A 14,972-nucleotide genomic window follows, 5' to 3' on the forward strand; every position below is an offset into this window, starting at 1 on the left:
CGCCCGTGGACCCGCTCAGCTGGCCGACGCCCAGCCGTTGCCCCACACGCGCACGGTCGGGCTCCAGTCCTTGACCAGCCGGAAGTAGTGCTCGTGGTAGGGGTAGAGGCCGCTCCAGCAGTACCCGTAGGAGTTGCCGTTGAGGGTGTAGCGCACCGACGGACCGACGCGGGTGTCGGTTCCGTACGCGTTCCACATCTCGATTCTGATTTCCTTGCCGAAGTAGCTGGGATCGCTCCCACCGGTGCCGCGCAGACTGACGCAGGCGCGGCTGGCACTGGTCGGCCAGAACGTGCGCGAGACCAGCGAGGACGAGAAGTCGAAGGAGTAGGTGAACGGCAAATAGGCGGCCTGGGCGGCGACCCCCTCCCCGGTCGGGCGGTCCGAGCCGTCATCGGGCAACAACGGCAGCACCGGAGCGCCGGGAGTTGGTCGAGAGGTGGTCAACTTGGCCACTTCGACCCGGTCGTCGGTCTTGTCCCTCGGTTCGGCCGCGGCCTCGGTGGTGATCGAGGACACCGCCGCTATTGCCAGAAGAACCGCAGCAAAACGCTTTATCGAAGACATGGGCTAAACCCCCGCGACTAGTACCCGGAAGACAGGAAAGGAAAGCTAGCCAGTGCACCTGGCGCCGCACGTCCGGCGTTCGGGTGACACCCCCGGTAAATAGGCCGTTGACCAGGGACAACGAAGCAGATGGTGGCACCGTCGATGACTGAGCGGACCAGAGCGCACCACCGTTCAGCGCAATGGTGATGTTCTGTGAATTACCGGCTGCCACGACCACCTGCACCAAGCCGGGTGGCACCGAGCGGCCGCCCGGGCGAAGGCAGTCGACCCGGACCTGTTCTGGGTATATGTGAACAAGAGTTTTCCGCCGGGTTGGCTCCCCCGCGGAAATAGCGTCCCCATCGCGCCGCCCTCGCGCGCGATGCGGACGCCAGGGACCGGCCACACTGTGCAGGGGTGTGGCCGGTCCCCCTGTATCTCACCGCTGCCGGCAGACCGCCGAGCGGCCCGCCGACCCGAGACGACCGCGGTGGCGCTGATCGCGGGAACTCGCCCTCCCCCAGCGGGCAGCGCGCACCTCCACCAACCGGCACCCTCCTGATCAGCCATTTGTCATGGTTTTGTCAACTTTGATCGACCACACCAAGTTGACTCACTCGATCAAGTGATTCGAACGCTGAATCAGTGCTAAACCGCGCCCCATCAGCTACTTTGCGTGAAACCAAGGCCCCATCTCAGGTTTGCACACCAACCCCACCGTGGCACTAGTAGCCTACTCGGTGAGGTTCCGTGTTGTGTACGATGTGCCGCTCACGACTCTCACGAATTGAGACTTGAGACCGCAAACCGTGTACATAGGGGCAGAAATGAACCAGCACACTGTTATCGCCGTCGATGGACCTGCCGCAGCCGGGAAAACCAGCACCAGTCGTGCACTTTCGGACATGTTCACATTGAGCTACCTGGAGAGCGGCCGCGCCTACCGCACACTCGCATACGAGGCATTGGCGGCCGGAATCCGACCGGACGACCGCGCGGCCATGACAGGTTTGATATCAACGATCCTCCAGAAGAACCAATCGGATACACTTTTCGACCCGACCAGGCTGCGAGACAGCGATCTGCGCACGCTCGACGTTTCGAAGGCAGTATCGACCGTGGCCAAAATTCCCGACCTGCGCTCGGCGATAACCTCGTTGATACATGAATGGGCCTCGCACAGGCCAGCAAGCATCATTGAGGGCAGGGATATCGGAACGATAGTGTTCCCGCGCGCTCAGATTAAGTTCTTTCTTACCGCGTGCGCCGAGGAGCGGGCGACACGGCGACACCGCCAAGAACCTGGCTCGGTGTACGAAACCGTGCTGGCCGACGTAGTGCGCCGCGACCACGAGGACACGTCCAGAGAAGCATCGCCGCTTCGGCCCGCCGCCGACAGCGTTGTGATCGACACCAGCTCCCTGCCGCTCGGCCAGGTGATCGCCATGATGTCCGAGGTGTGCCGGAGCGCCGGGATGATCGAGAAACGGCACACCACAGGCGCAGCCAGGTAACCAGCCCACGCGGGCCAAGCGGACAGACTGGAAGCAGGCCTGCCGAGTGGCTATCTTGGCCACCTACGATTCAGCCGACCACCACTCCTACGATCCGCGCACGACATGCAGGAAGATCAGGTACTTTGAGATGAGCAAGACAATGAACAGCGAGCTACCCGCGGTGCACAGCATTGACAGTTGCATCTTTTGTCGAGTACGAGACGGATCGATGAATAGATTGGTTGACGAAACATCCAACTTCTACGCCCGTCTCGACAATTTTCCAGCAGCTAGAGGTCACGTAGAAATCGTCCCCAAGAGGCATATCGTTTCATTCTTCGAACTCTCGCCGCAGGAGGCGTCCGAGGCATATGACCTCATGCGGCGCATCCAGGCCAAATGGGACGCCGAGCTCAACCCCGATGGCTACACAATAGGTGTCAACGAGGGTCGGGCCGCAGGACGCACGATCGACCACCTGCACATACACATGATCCCCCGGTACAACGGTGACGTGACGGACCCCCGGGGAGGCATCCGGCAAATCTTTCCGAACTGCGACCCGAGCGAGTGGGCGGCTGACTAAGCACGTGTGCCCGAGGCGATGAACCAACTACCACGCCCACTCGGCACGGTCGCCACCTCGCGAAATCCGACGCTGATCATCAACTCGGCCACGGCGGGCTGGCGCCAGTACGTGAACCACCGCCGCTCATCCATCAGCTCACCCACCCGCCATCCTTCGCCGTCCCCCTCTTTGAGGCTTATCGCGATGCGCCCTCCGGGTTGGAGCACCCGAATCGCCTCGGCCAGAACCGACCGTTGCCGGGCGCGCGGGATGTGGATCAGGCTGCCGCACATCCAGATCCCCGCGAACACGCGGTCCGCGAAAGGCAGCGCGGACATGTCACCGTGCACCGCGGACGCGCCTACCCGCGCGCGGGCGACTTCGAGCATGGTGAAGCTGACATCGCACAGCACGACCGCCAAGCCGAGTTCGGCGATGTACTCGGCGTCCCTGCCCACCCCACAGCCGATGTCCAGAACGGGCCCGGTCGCGCCGATGGCGTGCACGAACGAGCGGATCTCCAGGTCCAGCCCGGGAAACTGATCCAAGCTCGAGGTCGCCACGGCGTACTTGGACGCGTGCCGGTCGTACACGTCCCGCATCCGCGAAGTCACGGGGTCCACCCTTGGCTCACCTCCGCCCAGTCGGCTCACACCAGGTCGAAATCGTCCCGGGACATCGTCGTCGAGAGCGCGTTCATCTCCTCCACGACAGAGGAGCGCTCCAGGACATCGAACCCGTGTCCCGCATCCAGGCTGATGCAGCCGATGAACCGGCTCTGCGCATTGCGGATGGGGACCGCGAACAGCGCCTTGCGATGCCGAACCTGCTGGAAGGTCGTCCAGTCCAGGTTCATGACCGACTCCGAACCGTGCGCCTGCCGATACGCCGTGAACTCGTTCTCGGACTTGAGTTCGTCAAGGCGGCTGGCGTCAACCTTGACCTCCCGGTTGTGCGACCAGCAAAGACCTACCGCACCGACTCCTCTGGGTGGAGCGAACGTCCTGGTCTGCGGCGAGGATGACATCCGGTACGTGGACAACCTGCGCAGCACACCGGAGACCGGGTGGCGCCACGTCCGCTGCACCTTCCAGAAGTGCAGCGCGAGATCGCCGGTCCTCAGCGGTGGTTCCACCCGGGAACCGACCTCGAGCATCCGGCCGAACGAGGTCAGGATCCGACGCCGCATGGTGGTCTTCCGATCGGCGAGCGTGCGCTGGTGCCACCACTCGAACGGCGTCAACGCACCGAAGATCCCCGCGATGACGAGCAGGACGACGGGTAGGTAGGGCTGGGCGGCGACCACCGCGTTCCAGAACTGCGTCGAGGGCACGCCGTTGGCCTTGCCCGCGAGCGCCACACCCGCCGCCACCAAGACCGCCTTGTCCAACAGCTTCGCGGCCCTAAGTCCCATCCGCCACCAACCTGGACAGGGGTGCTGCTCGATCGCACCCGTTCACAGCATCGTCGTGTGCCGCCACGCGGCGCCCGGGAGTTCGATGCACTCCCCCGAACGCAGGCGCATGGTGGCACCGGGCGCTTCGGTGACCCGCCCGATGACCCCGAAGGACAGGCCCTCGCGGTCGAAGGCCGCCGACAGGTCCGGCTCCCGCTCCGGGGGGATGGTGAACACCAACTCGAAGTCCACAGAGTCGCCCATGACGATGGCGAGTGGCTCTTTCGACAGTTCACGGCACACCGCGGTGACCGGATCCGGTATGGCTATTGCCGCTTCGTCCACGACCACCCCAACTCCACTCGACCGCGCGATGCATTCGAGCGTCGCCTTGAGGCCGTCCGAGGTGTCTTGACAGCTGGTCACAAAGCCGCTGCGTCCCAGGCAAGCGCCCTCTCGCACTCGGGCCTGGGGGCGGGTCCAGCTTCGCAGCAACACCTCCCGGTACTTGTCTTCGATGACCGGTATCGATGTGCCACTTCGGAAGTACTCCGTCGCCGCACCAGCCGTCCCCGTTGGTGCGGTCAGGCACACGAGGTCACCGGGGCAGGCGCCGTTGCGCAGCAATGCACCCCCCGGCACACACGACCCGAGCGCGGTCGCCGACAGGATCAGTCGCTCCGCCCCGCCGATGTCACCACCGATGTTCGGGGCACCGAAATCGGTACAGGCCTGATCTATCCCCCTCATGACCTGCTCGAACACAGCGTCGGTCATGTCAGAGGGGTAGCGCACGACGGACAACACACCGATCGGGGTCGCCCCCATCGCCGCGATATCGCTGACGTTCGCCGCGACCAGGTAGTAGCCCAGGTCGAACTCGCTGAGAAGCCCGTACTCGTACAGCCGGAACTTGGGTCCCCTGACGTAGTCGGATCCGATCACGAGGTCCTGATCGCCTCGCACAGCCACCACCGCGCAGTCGTCCTGCCGGTCAGCGCCTGCGACGACCGAGATCGTGGAACCATCAGGATGCTCGACCGAGGGGGCTGACGAGGACTGGTTGGCGAAGATGGTCGAGATGATCTTCGCTAACCGCGTCGGTTCATCCGAGAAGGCTTCCGAAGCCGACATGGCGGGCCCTCCTATGCCACTGGTTGCCATCACAACACCCATTGCCGTGTTCTTTTCATGGTTTCCCGGAGGGCCTCCTTGCGCACAACCACCGCGTAGTCCCATTCCGGGTCCACCAACGACAAAACGCGACCCGCGACGGAGCGCAAATATTGTCGCTTGTTGGACGCGCCCGGGTTGTACAGCCGAAGGTCATCGCCATAGCCTCGCAGGTAGTACGCCGTAGAGCGCCACCGCTCATGCGCCAATTCAACAATGGCGGAAAGCCCGACATACCCGGCGGTCTCGGCCTCCATGATCTCGTCGACGCGCGCGCCGTCGACGGGAAGCAGGTGCCAGTGGGCATGGGTGATGCAGGCGTTGCCGTGTTCCAACTCGGTCGACCCGTGTTCTAGGACCAGCGGCTCACCGAACGTCGTGCGGTACAGGTCGAAGATCCTGGGAACCACGTCCTCGACCTCCTCGCGATGCGCGGCTACCACTTCGGAGAAGGACAGGTAGTGCCACCTCGGCAGCAGCAAGAGGTGTCCGGCGACCAGGGGCGACATGTCCGCGAGGAGAACGAGTGCCTCCGTCTCGAGGATGAGTCTCGAAGATGGCTGTCCCGCATAGACGCGAACGAATGAGGTATCCGCAACACCGGACAACTCCTCGCAGAAATCAGCCCCCGTGCACTTCATTCGAGTCGTCACGACTTCCCCTTTGAACGCGCGGTTTCCGCCCGACAGCGGGAAACCCACCATTCGCCCCGAGGTTGGACGATCCCGAAGAGAGTAGCATCGACTTCCGATGATCGGCAGCTTGTACGGTCCACCTTGACCCGATTATCCCACCAGCTCAACAGGCCTGGCGGTGTAGCCGCTGGTCAGTCAGCGAAGGGAAGATGATCAAGTAGCAATCTGTCCAGAATTTGTCGTGTTCCGCCGATCCGACATCGTCCGGACACCTCAGATCTCATCGAGGCCCGCCGCCTAGGCATGCGAATCAAGGCCGAGTGCCTGTTGCGCCGGCTCAGCCACCTAGTCCTGCCGACGTGAGTTCAGGTAGTACAGCAGCGATACGAGCGTGCCGGACCCGAGCAATTCCTGTCGCAGAGCGAGTTCGTTGACCCGGCTCAGCGGCACCCACTCAACCCGGCCTATTTCTTCGGTGTCGGTCGGCTCGCCGAGGCGTTCGGCCTCGCGCCAGAGGTAGACGTCCATTGGCGCTGTCACCTGTCCGGGCAGCGGCTGAAAGCTGATCAGGTGCTGGGGCTCCCCCACCGGCAGCCAACCGCTCTCTTCGGCCGCTTCACGTGCCGCAGTCGCGGCAGCATCCGCACCCTCGTCCACGAGCCCGCCGAGAAGCTCGTAACCCCATTGGCCGGTCGGGAATCGGTAGCGCCACAGCATCAGCACTTCGTCGCGGTCATTCACGACCAGCGCGATGGCAATCCGGGCAAGGTGAACGACGTGGTAATCCCACCGCTGACCGTTGGGAGCTTGGACGTCAGCGACGCCCACCCGCACCCACCGGTTGTCATAGACGGTCCGCTCACCGAAGGTCTTCCAGACCCCGCGCTCGTCGCTCACCCGCGACACAATACGAAGCACCCGCCCGCCGCCCACCCACACCGACAGCCGCCCACCCCCCACCCGCCCCCGCAGGGTCTGGCCTGCCCACCCCCACCCCCACCCCGCGGGGGTCTGGGGGTCGCCCCCCAGATACAAAAACAGACAACCAGGCCCACGCTCTCCGTGGGCACAGGTCGCCTGTTGTCTGTGGCGGGTAGAGGATTCGAACCTCTGAAGCTTTCGCGACGGATTTACAGTCCGCTCCCATTGGCCGCTCGGGCAACCCGCCGGGGTGTCCGGTGTTGCTGGACGTCGGGAACCATACCCAATGGGGCGGGGGGAGTTCCAACGGGTACCCCCTCTGCGCGGCGACCCCCTGGTGGGTGGTGGCGGCGGTACCATCCGTGCCGACCTGACAACCCCGGAACGCGGAGGTGCGAGGCACGTGGCGGACCCGTCATTCGACGTGGTGAGCAAGGTGGACCGGCAGGAGGTGGACAACGCGCTCAACCAGGCGGCGAAGGAGCTGTCCACCCGGTTCGACTTCCGCGGTACCGGGGCCAAGCTCGCCTGGTCCGGCGAGGAGGCGATCGCCTTCGAGGCCGAGACCGAGGAGCGCTGCGCTGCCGCGATCGAGGTCTTCAAGGAGAAGCTGATCAAGCGCGGCATCTCGCAGAAGGCCTTCGACATCGGTGACCCGGCGCTGTCGGGCAAGGTGCACAAGGTGACCGGCAGCCTGGTCCAGGGCATCTCGGCGGAGAAGGCCAAGGAGATCGCCAAGCGGATCCGCGACGAGGGGCCCAAGGGGGTCCAGGCGCAGATCCAGGGCGACCAGCTGCGGGTCTCCGGCAAGAAGAAGGACCACCTGCAGGACGTGATCACCCTGCTCAAGGGCGCCGACTTCGGCATCGCGCTGCAGTTCACGAACTACCGCTGACCGTGCGGGGGGCGGTCAGCCGCCCCCTGCTCCGTCCGTGGACCCTCCGTCACCGTGTCCCGCGTCACTGGTAACCCTGCGTGTAGTAGGGGCGATGCACAGTCGGGGGGTCGCCTTCGGATAGGGGATGTGGGCGTCTCTTACGTGGGTAGCCTCGGATCGGTGAACACGACAGGAGCCGCGATGAAGGGCATCGTCCTTGCCGGGGGTAGTGGGACCCGGTTGCACCCGATCACGCAGGCGGTGTCCAAGCAGCTGCTGCCGGTGTACGACAAGCCGATGATCTACTACCCGCTCTCGGTGCTGATGCTGGCCGGGATCCGGGACATCCTGATCATCTCCACGCCTGCCGACCTGCCGAACTTCCAGCGGCTGCTCGGCGACGGCAGCCAGTTCGGGGTGGCCTTCTCCTACGCCGAGCAGGCGCAGCCCAACGGGCTGGCCGAGGCGTTCATCATCGGCGAGGACTTCGTCGGCGACGACCCGGTGGCGCTGGTGCTCGGCGACAACATCTTCTGGGGCCTGGGGTTCTCCCAGATCATGCAGGCCAACACCACCGACCTCGACGGCGCGGTGCTGTTCGGCTACCCGGTCAAGGACCCGCAGCGCTACGGCGTCGGCGAGGTCGACGGCGACGGCAGGCTGATCTCCATCGAGGAGAAGCCGAAGGCGCCGAGGTCCAACCGGGCGATCACCGGCCTGTACTTCTACGACAACGACGTCATCAAGATCGCCAAGGGCCTCACCCCGTCCGCCCGAGGCGAACTGGAGATCACCGACGTCAACGCCGAATACCTGCGCCAGGGCCGAGCCCGGCTCATCGACCTCGGCCGCGGCTTCGCCTGGCTGGACACCGGCACGCACGACTCGCTGCTGGAGGCGGGCCAGTTCGTACAGGTCCTGGAGCACCGCACCGGCGTGCGCATCGCCTGCCTCGAGGAGATCGCCCTCGACCGCGGCTTCATCAGCGCCGACGAGTGCCACGCCCTCGGCGCCAAACTGGCCAAGTCCGGCTACGGCGAATACGTCATGAGCGTCGCGAAGGCCGCGGGCGCCACCGGCTGAACCGCCGCTCCACCGCGCTGCGATCGACAGCTACTGGCGGAGCGGCCTGCAGGTCATAGCTTGCCTCGCGGAGATCGCCCTCGGCGGCTGAGTTTGGCGGCGGAGCGGGAGTTCACCCGGTAGGGGCTGGGCTACTGCTGCTCCAGTGCCATGCGCTCCAGGCGGGCTATGCGGTCGGCGATCGGGGGGTGCGTCGAGAAGTGCCGGGAGATGCCGTCGCCGGGGCGGAAGGGGTTGGCGATCATCAGGTGGGACTGGGTGGCCACGGCGGGCTCGGGGGCCAGGGGTGCGGCACGGGTGCCCTCGTCGAGTTTGCGCAGCGCTGACGCCAGGGCCAAGGGGTCGCCGGTGAGGCGGGCGCCGGATTCGTCGGCCTGGTACTCGCGGGAGCGGCTGACGGCCATCTGGACGATGGTGGCGGCGATCGGGCCGAGCAGCGCGACCAGCAGCAGGGCCAGCGGGTTCATCCGGTCCTCGTCGTCGCCGTCGCCGAAGATGCCCGCGAACATGGCGAGGTTGGCCAGCAGGCTGACCACGCTGGCCAGCGCGCCCGCGACGCACGAGATGAGGATGTCGCGGTTGTAGACGTGCGAGAGCTCGTGGCCCAGGACTCCGCGCAGTTCGCGCTCGTCGAGCAGCTCCAGCAGGCCGGTGGTGCAGCAGACGGCGGCGGTGCGCGGGTTGCGGCCGGTGGCGAAGGCGTTCGGGGCCTGGGTCGGGCTGATGTAGAGCCGGGGCATGGGCTGGCGGGCGGCCGTGGCCAGCTCGCGCACAATCCGGTACAGAGCGGGCTGCTCGGCCTGCGACACCGGGCGGGCCCGCATCGCGCGCAGCGCCAGCCGGTCGGAGTTGAAGTACGCGTAGCCGTTGATCCCCGCGGCCACCAGCACGCCGATGACCAGGGCGGTCCTGCCGAAGAACGAGCTGATCGCGATGATCAGCCCGGTCATGCCGCCGAGCAGCAGGGCCGTGCGCAGTCCGTTGAAATGCCCGTGCACGCCCGCCTCCTCAGGTCCGGTTGGTCCGCCGGGTTCAACGACCGCACCGGGTGAGAAGTTCCAACCAGACAGTCGATCAGTTGCCGCTTTCGCCCAGCCGCCAGTAGGTCGTCGGCCGGACGCGCTGCCTCGGGTAGCCCCGCTCGTCGAGCAGGTGCGACCGCAGCGCGAGCATCGCCGACCGCTCTCCGGCCAGCCAGACCTCGGGGAGGCCGCCGGGGAGCTCGGCAGCGCGGACCGCGTCGACCAGGACGGTGTTCTGGCCCGCCGGGGCGCCGTCGCGGTGCAGCCAGGTGATGCCGTCGATGGGCTGTTCCTCGGCCGCGTCCGCGACCTCGACGTAGGCCAGCACCCGCTTGTCGCCGGGCAGGGCGGCCAGGATCGCGGCGATCGCCGGGATCGCGGTCTCGTCGCCCGCGAGCAGGTACCAGTCGGCGCCCGGATCGGGCTGGTAGGCGGGCGAGGGGCCGACGAAGATCATCCGGTCGCCGGGCTGGACCCGCTCGGCCCACGCGGAGGCCGGGCCCGAGTCGCCGTGCAGCACGAAGTCGAAGTCGACCTCGTTGCTGACCGGGTCGTGCCTGCGCAGCGTGTAGGTGCGGGTGAGCGGCCGGACCTGGGCCCACAATCCGCGTGCGGACTCCAGGGTCAGCGGCTCGGGGAGCTCGGTGCCCTCGGGGTAGAGGTAGAGCATCACGTTCTGGTCGGTGCCCGCGCCCGCCAGGCCCGCCAGCGACTCGTCCCGCACGGTGACCCTGGCCATGTGCGGGGTGACGCGCTCGACGCGGACGACGGGGACGTGCCAGAGGCGGGTCTCTTGCCTGCGGGAACGCCTGCGGGTTTCGGGGTTCGTGCTCATCACCCCCATCTTCGCGCCCGTGGTCACGGGGGCGCGCAGGGGCTACTGTTCGTTCGAACGAACAAGGAGGTCGCCGTGCTCGGACTCGAGGCCACCGCCCGCGCTCTCGCCGCTGGGGAGACCACGTCTGTCGACCTGACCACCCAGGTACTAGCTGCGATTGGGCAGAGCCAACCGACGCTCAACGCGTTTCGGCTCGTTCGCCAGGCGGCGCTGGATGAGGCCGCAGCCGCCGATTGCCTCTTACGCGAAGGGGCGCGCAAACCCTTGCTAGGCGTTCCCGTTGCCATCAAGGACGACGTCGACATCACTGGGGAGCCCACCGCGTTCGGGTGCGCGGGTGAGTTCCCTGCCGCTAAGGCCGACTGCGCGTTGGTAGGGCGACTGCGGGATGCGGGGGCTGTCATCGTCGGTAAGACCAACACGCCCGAGTTTGGCCAATGGCCGATCACCGAGGGACTCGCGTTCGGCGCTACGCGGAACCCCTGGGACCTCACGCGTACACCCGGCGGATCGTCTGGCGGGTCTGCGGTCGCGGTCGCAGCTGGGTTGGTACCTGCGGCCGTTGGGTCTGATGGAGCCGGTTCGGTTCGGATCCCGGCAGCGTGGACGCATCTTGTGGGGATCAAGCCGCAGCGCGGTCGAGTGTCCAGCCCGGACTTGTTCCACGGCATCACTACAGACGGCGTCTTGGCCCGCAGTGTCGCGGACGCCGCTCTATTGCTGGAAGTTCTTGCCGATGAACCGTTCCGGGACGCGGCCAATGTGGAGCCCGGGCGCCTCCGGATCGGACTGTCGCTGCGCCCTGCCTTCAACGGTGTGCGCGGCGTCGTGCTGGACCCGTTGGTGCGCGCGGCCGTCGTGCGGCTGGCGCGGGTGCTGAGCTCGTTGGGGCACGAGATCGTGGTTGTGAACCCCGATTACGGCCTCATAGGACTCAACTTCCTCCCCCGTTCCCTTGGCGGCGTCCACGACTGGCACAGCCGGGTACCGGATCAAGCGCTGCTTGACCCACGGACGCGCGACAACAGCCGACTCGGCGCACTGCTGCGCGGCCAAGGCTTGCGCGCAGCGAATGCCACTCTGCGTTTGGCACAACGCCGAATCGGGCGGGTATTCGACCGAGTCGACGTCTTACTGACCCCAACGACCGCGACCCTGCCGCTGCCTATAGGCGCCATCGACGGACTACGCGGGTGGCAGACTGACCAAGCAATCGTCAGAGCGTGCCCGTACGCGTGGCCGTGGAACGTCTTGGGTTGGCCGGGGATCAACGTTCCCGCAGGCCTAACGCCACTGCCGGTGGGCGCGCAGTTGCTCGGACCGGCCAACAGCGAACGGAAGCTGATATCCCTTGCCGCGCAACTGGAGTCGGTCGAGCAGTGGGACCAGAGGTGGCCTTCGTGACTAGAGAGCGGATCTTGCGCGCGGTGCTGCGGGTCATCGCCGCGGAGGGCGTCGCGGGCGTGACGAACCGGCGGATCGCGCGAGAGGCGGAGGTATCGCTCGGATCGATCACGTACCACTTCGCCACGCAGTCAAACCTGCTGCGCGAGAGCCTCTTGCTGTTCGTCCACGAAGAAACCACCCGGCTGACCGCGCTGGCCCAGCAACCAGCCACGGTCGAACAAGCGGCCGCCCTGGTCCAGCAGGTGATCGAGAGCCTGCCGTCGGAGTTGGCCCCCTTCGAGCTCTACCTGCACGCCGCCAGGGACCCCTCCCTGCGCGACGCCGCGTCCCGCTGCTTCGCCGCCTACGACGCGTTGGCCCTGACCGTCCTCAAGGCCCTGGGCCTGCCCAACCCAGCCGCCCTCACCGCCCCAGTCGTCGCCCTGGTCGCGGGCATGCAGCTCCGCCGCCTCGCCACGGGCACCACCCCGGAGATCGCCGCCGCGCTGTTGCTCCTGGTCAGCGCGTCGCCGAGCTGAACACCGGGTTCTCCACCGACACCCGGGGCGTGGGAACCTCCTGCGGCTGCTCCACGACGACGGTGCTCTGGAACACCGGTGTCTTCGGCTTCTCGGGGCGTGCGATTACGGTCATGCGTCCTCCTGCGGTTGTTGGCCCGGATGTGCCCAGCGTAGGCCAGGCTGTAACTCCCTCGCGGGAATTGGACCACCGGGGTACGACAATCCGGGGTGGAACCGGGGCGTGGCGCCCCGGTTCCACCCGGTCAGGACCTGCCCTGCCGTCAGGACCCGACGTAGAGCAGCCGGTTCGGCGACCCGGTGCCGACGCCGGTCAGCACCCCCTTCGTCGACCGGTCGATGATCAGCTGCTTCGCCTGCGCCAGGGTCAGGCCGGGGTTGCCCGCCTTGGCGATGGCCAGCGCCCCCGAGGCCAGCGGCGCGGCGAACGAGGTGCCGTACCAGCCGGACTGCACGGCGGTGTCGCTGGACTTGCCCGCTCCGGTGACGTTGGCGCCCGGCGCGAACGCGGTCACGCAGCTGCCGTAGCTCGACGCGTTGGTGCCGGTGTTGCGCGCGTCGGTCTTGGTGGTGGCGCCCATGATGATCGCGCGGGAGTCCTTGGGCGAGTTCCGGCAGTCGCCCTTGTTGAAGTTGCCCGCGATCAGCACCGGCAGCATTCCCCGGTCCACCAGTTTCTTGGCCGCGGCGTCGAGCACGCTGTCGGTGACGCCGTTGGAGCTCTGCAGGCTGATGTTGACGATCGAGCCCGCCGGGGCGTTGAGCGCCGTCCAGTTCATGCCGTCGGCCATGTCCTCGGTGGTGCCGGAGTTGTCGCACTTGAGCACGCGGACGGCCTTGATCTTCGCCTTCTTGGCCACGCCGTAGGTCTTGCCGGCGATGTGGCTGGCGACGAACGTCCCGTGCCCGGCGCAGTCGGTGTTGCCGTTGCCGTCGCTGACGGTGTTGTAGACGCTCGTCGCGCGGCCTTCGAACTCCGAGTGCGTAGTGCGGACGCCGCTGTCCACGACGTAGACGTCGACGCCCGCGCCGGTGCCGTACGGGGTGAAGGTGCCGTTGAGCGGGAGATTGCGCTGGTCGACCCGGTCCACGTGCCACGGGGCAGCCGCGGCGGCGGCCGGGGCGGCCTCCATCCGGTGCACCCGGTTCTCCTGGACGAGGGCCACGGCCGGGTCGCGGCGCAAGCGGTCGAGCGCGGACCGGGACAGGTCCGCGGAGAAGCCGCCGAGGGCGTTGTAGCGCTTGCGCACCGCGACACCCGAGGTGTCGGCGACCGACGCGGTGCCGTCGGTGAACAAGACGATGTAAGTACCCGCCGCGCTTTCGCTCGACGCACCCGCGCTCGCGACTACAGCGGTTGACAATCCGACCGCCAGGACCAGCCCGGTGGCGATGAAACGCATTCGCATGCTCGCTCCAATCGGTACAACTGCAGGGTCGTCGGCGAGCGTATGACTGGGAAAAAGCCTGCGGAACAGACCGGTCGGGGCCCTGGCCAATTCTGTGGCCGAGAGGTCAATATTGTGGCTGGACGCGAGGAGGAACAGTCCCGGTGACAACGGGCCATGAGCTGGCGAAGGCACTGCGGACCGGCCCGTTCGAACTGGCCGTGCAGGCCGCCGTGCGCGCCAGCGGGCTGAGCCTGGACCGGCTCGCGCACCGCCTGGGCACCAGGGGCGTCCGGGTCAGCGCGTCGAGCCTGAGCAACTGGCAGACCGGGCGCAGCAGGCCGGAGCGGGCCGAATCGCTGCACGCCGTGCGGGCCCTGGAGGAGGTCCTCGACCTGCCCCGCGACGCCCTGGTCCAACTGCTCGGACCCCGCCGCCCGCGCGGCCGATGGCTCGACCACGTGCCGGGATCGGTGCACTACGACGCGATCTTCGACGACCACGCCAGGCTGACCAAGATCGTGGCCGAGGCCGAGATGGCCGACCCGCGCCGCTACACCTGGCTCACCGTCGAGGACACCGTGCGCTTCGACGACACCGGCACCCTGCGCGTCATCTCGGTGCGCCTGGTCCTGTCCGCCCTCACCAACGCCGTCGACAGCTGCCTGGTCTTCTACCGCACCGACGACGGCACCCACCCCGCCATCCACCCCGTCGACGGCTGCCGCCTCGGCCGAACCCGCCTCGCCGACGACTACCTGGTCGCCGAACTGCTGCTCGACCACCACCTCAACCGCGGCGACGTGCACCTGCTCGAATTCGACCAGCGCTTCCCCCAAGCCCCGCACCCGGCACCGGTCGACCACTACTACAAAGCCTTCCGAGCCCCCTGCCGGACCTACCTGCTCCGCATAGCCTTCGACCCGGCCGCCGTCCCCATCCGCATGCACTCATTCCAAGCAGACCGCTGGGGCGCCGAACCCACCGAAAGCCGCCCCCTCCCCTGCCAACGAAACCGGGTGACCCACCTCTACGCCGCCAACATAACCCCCGGCGTAGTCGGCGTCCGCTGGGAATGGCACTGAATCCCGCTAGAGCGCA

Annotated in this window: 17 protein-coding genes and 1 tRNA gene; 7 read left to right on the forward strand and 11 right to left on the reverse strand. The window is 66.9% G+C overall.

Translation table 11 applies throughout. The features are described from left to right. Positions 1–15 precede the first annotated feature (15 nt). The gene (locus tag JOD54_RS03210; protein ID WP_204449103.1) at positions 16–519 is read right to left on the reverse strand and encodes a hypothetical protein; all 504 of its coding nucleotides are present in this window, start codon (positions 517–519) and stop codon (positions 16–18) included. An 857-nt stretch (positions 520–1,376) separates the two neighbouring features. On the opposite strand from JOD54_RS03210, the gene cmk reads away from it, so the two are divergent. Next, positions 1,377–2,063, forward strand: a complete 687-nt coding sequence (cmk, locus tag JOD54_RS03215; RefSeq protein WP_204449104.1) for a (d)CMP kinase — start codon at positions 1,377–1,379, stop codon at positions 2,061–2,063. A gap of 55 nt (positions 2,064–2,118) precedes the next feature. Continuing rightward, positions 2,119–2,631 (forward strand): HIT family protein, encoded by a 513-nt coding sequence (locus JOD54_RS03220; RefSeq protein ID WP_239573264.1) that lies wholly within the window; start codon positions 2,119–2,121, stop codon positions 2,629–2,631. On the opposite strand, the gene JOD54_RS03225 is transcribed toward JOD54_RS03220, so the two are convergent. The 6 genes from JOD54_RS03225 to JOD54_RS03250 all read right to left on the reverse strand — a co-directional run bounded on the left by JOD54_RS03225 (position 2,628) and on the right by JOD54_RS03250 (position 6,985). Next, positions 2,628–3,236 carry a class I SAM-dependent methyltransferase gene (locus JOD54_RS03225; protein ID WP_204449105.1) on the reverse strand — a complete coding sequence of 203 codons (609 nt, stop codon included), beginning with the start codon at positions 3,234–3,236 and terminating at the stop codon, positions 2,628–2,630. The two genes, JOD54_RS03220 and JOD54_RS03225, sit on opposite strands and share 4 nt — an antisense overlap. A gap of 26 nt (positions 3,237–3,262) precedes the next feature. Further along, complete coding sequence (locus JOD54_RS03230) at positions 3,263–4,027, reverse strand: hypothetical protein (protein ID WP_204449106.1); 765 nt, start codon at positions 4,025–4,027, stop codon at positions 3,263–3,265. 42 nt (positions 4,028–4,069) lie between these two features. Then, the gene (gene thiL, locus JOD54_RS03235) at positions 4,070–5,248 is read right to left on the reverse strand and encodes a thiamine-phosphate kinase (protein ID WP_239573265.1); all 1,179 of its coding nucleotides are present in this window, start codon (positions 5,246–5,248) and stop codon (positions 4,070–4,072) included. Continuing rightward, positions 5,173–5,886, reverse strand: a complete 714-nt coding sequence (locus JOD54_RS03240) for an HIT family protein (RefSeq protein ID WP_204449107.1) — start codon at positions 5,884–5,886, stop codon at positions 5,173–5,175. Before JOD54_RS03240 ends, thiL begins: the two co-directional genes overlap by 76 nt. Before the next feature lie 276 nt (positions 5,887–6,162). Beyond that, positions 6,163–6,714, reverse strand: coding sequence for an NUDIX domain-containing protein (locus JOD54_RS03245; RefSeq protein WP_204449108.1), 552 nt, complete (start codon positions 6,712–6,714; stop codon positions 6,163–6,165). 190 nt (positions 6,715–6,904) lie between these two features. Then, a tRNA-Tyr gene (locus JOD54_RS03250) sits at positions 6,905–6,985 on the reverse strand. 156 nt (positions 6,986–7,141) lie between these two features. Here JOD54_RS03250 and JOD54_RS03255 point away from each other — a divergent pair. Continuing rightward, positions 7,142–7,633, forward strand: a complete 492-nt coding sequence (locus tag JOD54_RS03255) for a YajQ family cyclic di-GMP-binding protein (protein WP_204449109.1) — start codon at positions 7,142–7,144, stop codon at positions 7,631–7,633. Between the two features lie 183 nt (positions 7,634–7,816). After that, the gene (gene rfbA / locus JOD54_RS03260) at positions 7,817–8,698 is read left to right on the forward strand and encodes a glucose-1-phosphate thymidylyltransferase RfbA (protein ID WP_204456046.1); all 882 of its coding nucleotides are present in this window, start codon (positions 7,817–7,819) and stop codon (positions 8,696–8,698) included. Positions 8,699–8,829: 131 nt separating this feature from the next. On the opposite strand, the gene htpX is transcribed toward rfbA, so the two are convergent. Both htpX and JOD54_RS03270 read right to left on the reverse strand, forming a co-directional pair. Beyond that, a complete protein-coding gene (gene htpX, locus JOD54_RS03265) occupies positions 8,830–9,696 on the reverse strand; it encodes a zinc metalloprotease HtpX (RefSeq protein WP_204449110.1) in 867 nt (288 codons plus the stop codon). A gap of 76 nt (positions 9,697–9,772) precedes the next feature. Continuing rightward, on the reverse strand, positions 9,773–10,555 hold the full coding sequence (locus JOD54_RS03270; protein ID WP_204449111.1) for a siderophore-interacting protein: 783 nt from the start codon (positions 10,553–10,555) through the stop codon (positions 9,773–9,775). Positions 10,556–10,630: 75 nt separating this feature from the next. Between JOD54_RS03270 and JOD54_RS03275 the strand changes: the two genes are divergently transcribed. Further along, positions 10,631–11,962, forward strand: a complete 1,332-nt coding sequence (locus tag JOD54_RS03275) for an amidase (protein ID WP_443601187.1) — start codon at positions 10,631–10,633, stop codon at positions 11,960–11,962. Beyond that, entirely contained in the window at positions 11,959–12,483 is a 525-nt protein-coding gene (locus JOD54_RS03280; protein ID WP_204449112.1) for a TetR/AcrR family transcriptional regulator, read from the forward strand. The genes JOD54_RS03275 and JOD54_RS03280 overlap by 4 nt, the downstream gene beginning before the upstream one ends. Here the strand turns inward: JOD54_RS03280 and JOD54_RS34945 are convergent. Both JOD54_RS34945 and JOD54_RS03285 read right to left on the reverse strand, forming a co-directional pair. After that, on the reverse strand, positions 12,464–12,598 hold the full coding sequence (locus tag JOD54_RS34945; protein WP_275592637.1) for a hypothetical protein: 135 nt from the start codon (positions 12,596–12,598) through the stop codon (positions 12,464–12,466). The genes JOD54_RS03280 and JOD54_RS34945 overlap by 20 nt on opposite strands. Before the next feature lie 148 nt (positions 12,599–12,746). Then, positions 12,747–13,892: a S8 family peptidase gene (locus JOD54_RS03285; protein ID WP_204449113.1), complete on the reverse strand. Its 1,146-nt coding sequence runs from the start codon at positions 13,890–13,892 to the stop codon at positions 12,747–12,749. Positions 13,893–14,035: 143 nt separating this feature from the next. Between JOD54_RS03285 and JOD54_RS03290 the strand changes: the two genes are divergently transcribed. Then, positions 14,036–14,956: a helix-turn-helix domain-containing protein gene (locus JOD54_RS03290; protein WP_204449114.1), complete on the forward strand. Its 921-nt coding sequence runs from the start codon at positions 14,036–14,038 to the stop codon at positions 14,954–14,956. Positions 14,957–14,972: the final 16 nt, after the last annotated feature.

It is taken from the genome of Actinokineospora baliensis, from assembly GCF_016907695.1.
GTDB classification, from domain to species: Bacteria; Actinomycetota; Actinomycetes; order Mycobacteriales; family Pseudonocardiaceae; genus Actinokineospora; species Actinokineospora baliensis.

What these genes read in the sequence shown, in the direction of transcription:
- cmk (WP_204449104.1), top strand. Translation starts at nt 1,377, where the DNA reads ATGAACCAGCACACTGTTATCGCCGTCGATGGACCTGCCGCAGCCGGG.
- JOD54_RS03230 (WP_204449106.1), bottom strand. Translation starts at nt 4,027, where the DNA reads ATGGGACTTAGGGCCGCGAAGCTGTTGGACAAGGCGGTCTTGGTGGCG.
- thiL (WP_239573265.1), bottom strand. Translation starts at nt 5,248, where the DNA reads ATGGGACTACGCGGTGGTTGTGCGCAAGGAGGCCCTCCGGGAAACCAT.
- JOD54_RS03240 (WP_204449107.1), bottom strand. Translation starts at nt 5,886, where the DNA reads ATGGTGGGTTTCCCGCTGTCGGGCGGAAACCGCGCGTTCAAAGGGGAA.
- rfbA (WP_204456046.1), top strand. Translation starts at nt 7,817, where the DNA reads ATGAAGGGCATCGTCCTTGCCGGGGGTAGTGGGACCCGGTTGCACCCG.
- JOD54_RS03270 (WP_204449111.1), bottom strand. Translation starts at nt 10,555, where the DNA reads ATGAGCACGAACCCCGAAACCCGCAGGCGTTCCCGCAGGCAAGAGACC.
- JOD54_RS34945 (WP_275592637.1), bottom strand. Translation starts at nt 12,598, where the DNA reads ATGACCGTAATCGCACGCCCCGAGAAGCCGAAGACACCGGTGTTCCAG.
- JOD54_RS03285 (WP_204449113.1), bottom strand. Translation starts at nt 13,892, where the DNA reads ATGCGAATGCGTTTCATCGCCACCGGGCTGGTCCTGGCGGTCGGATTG.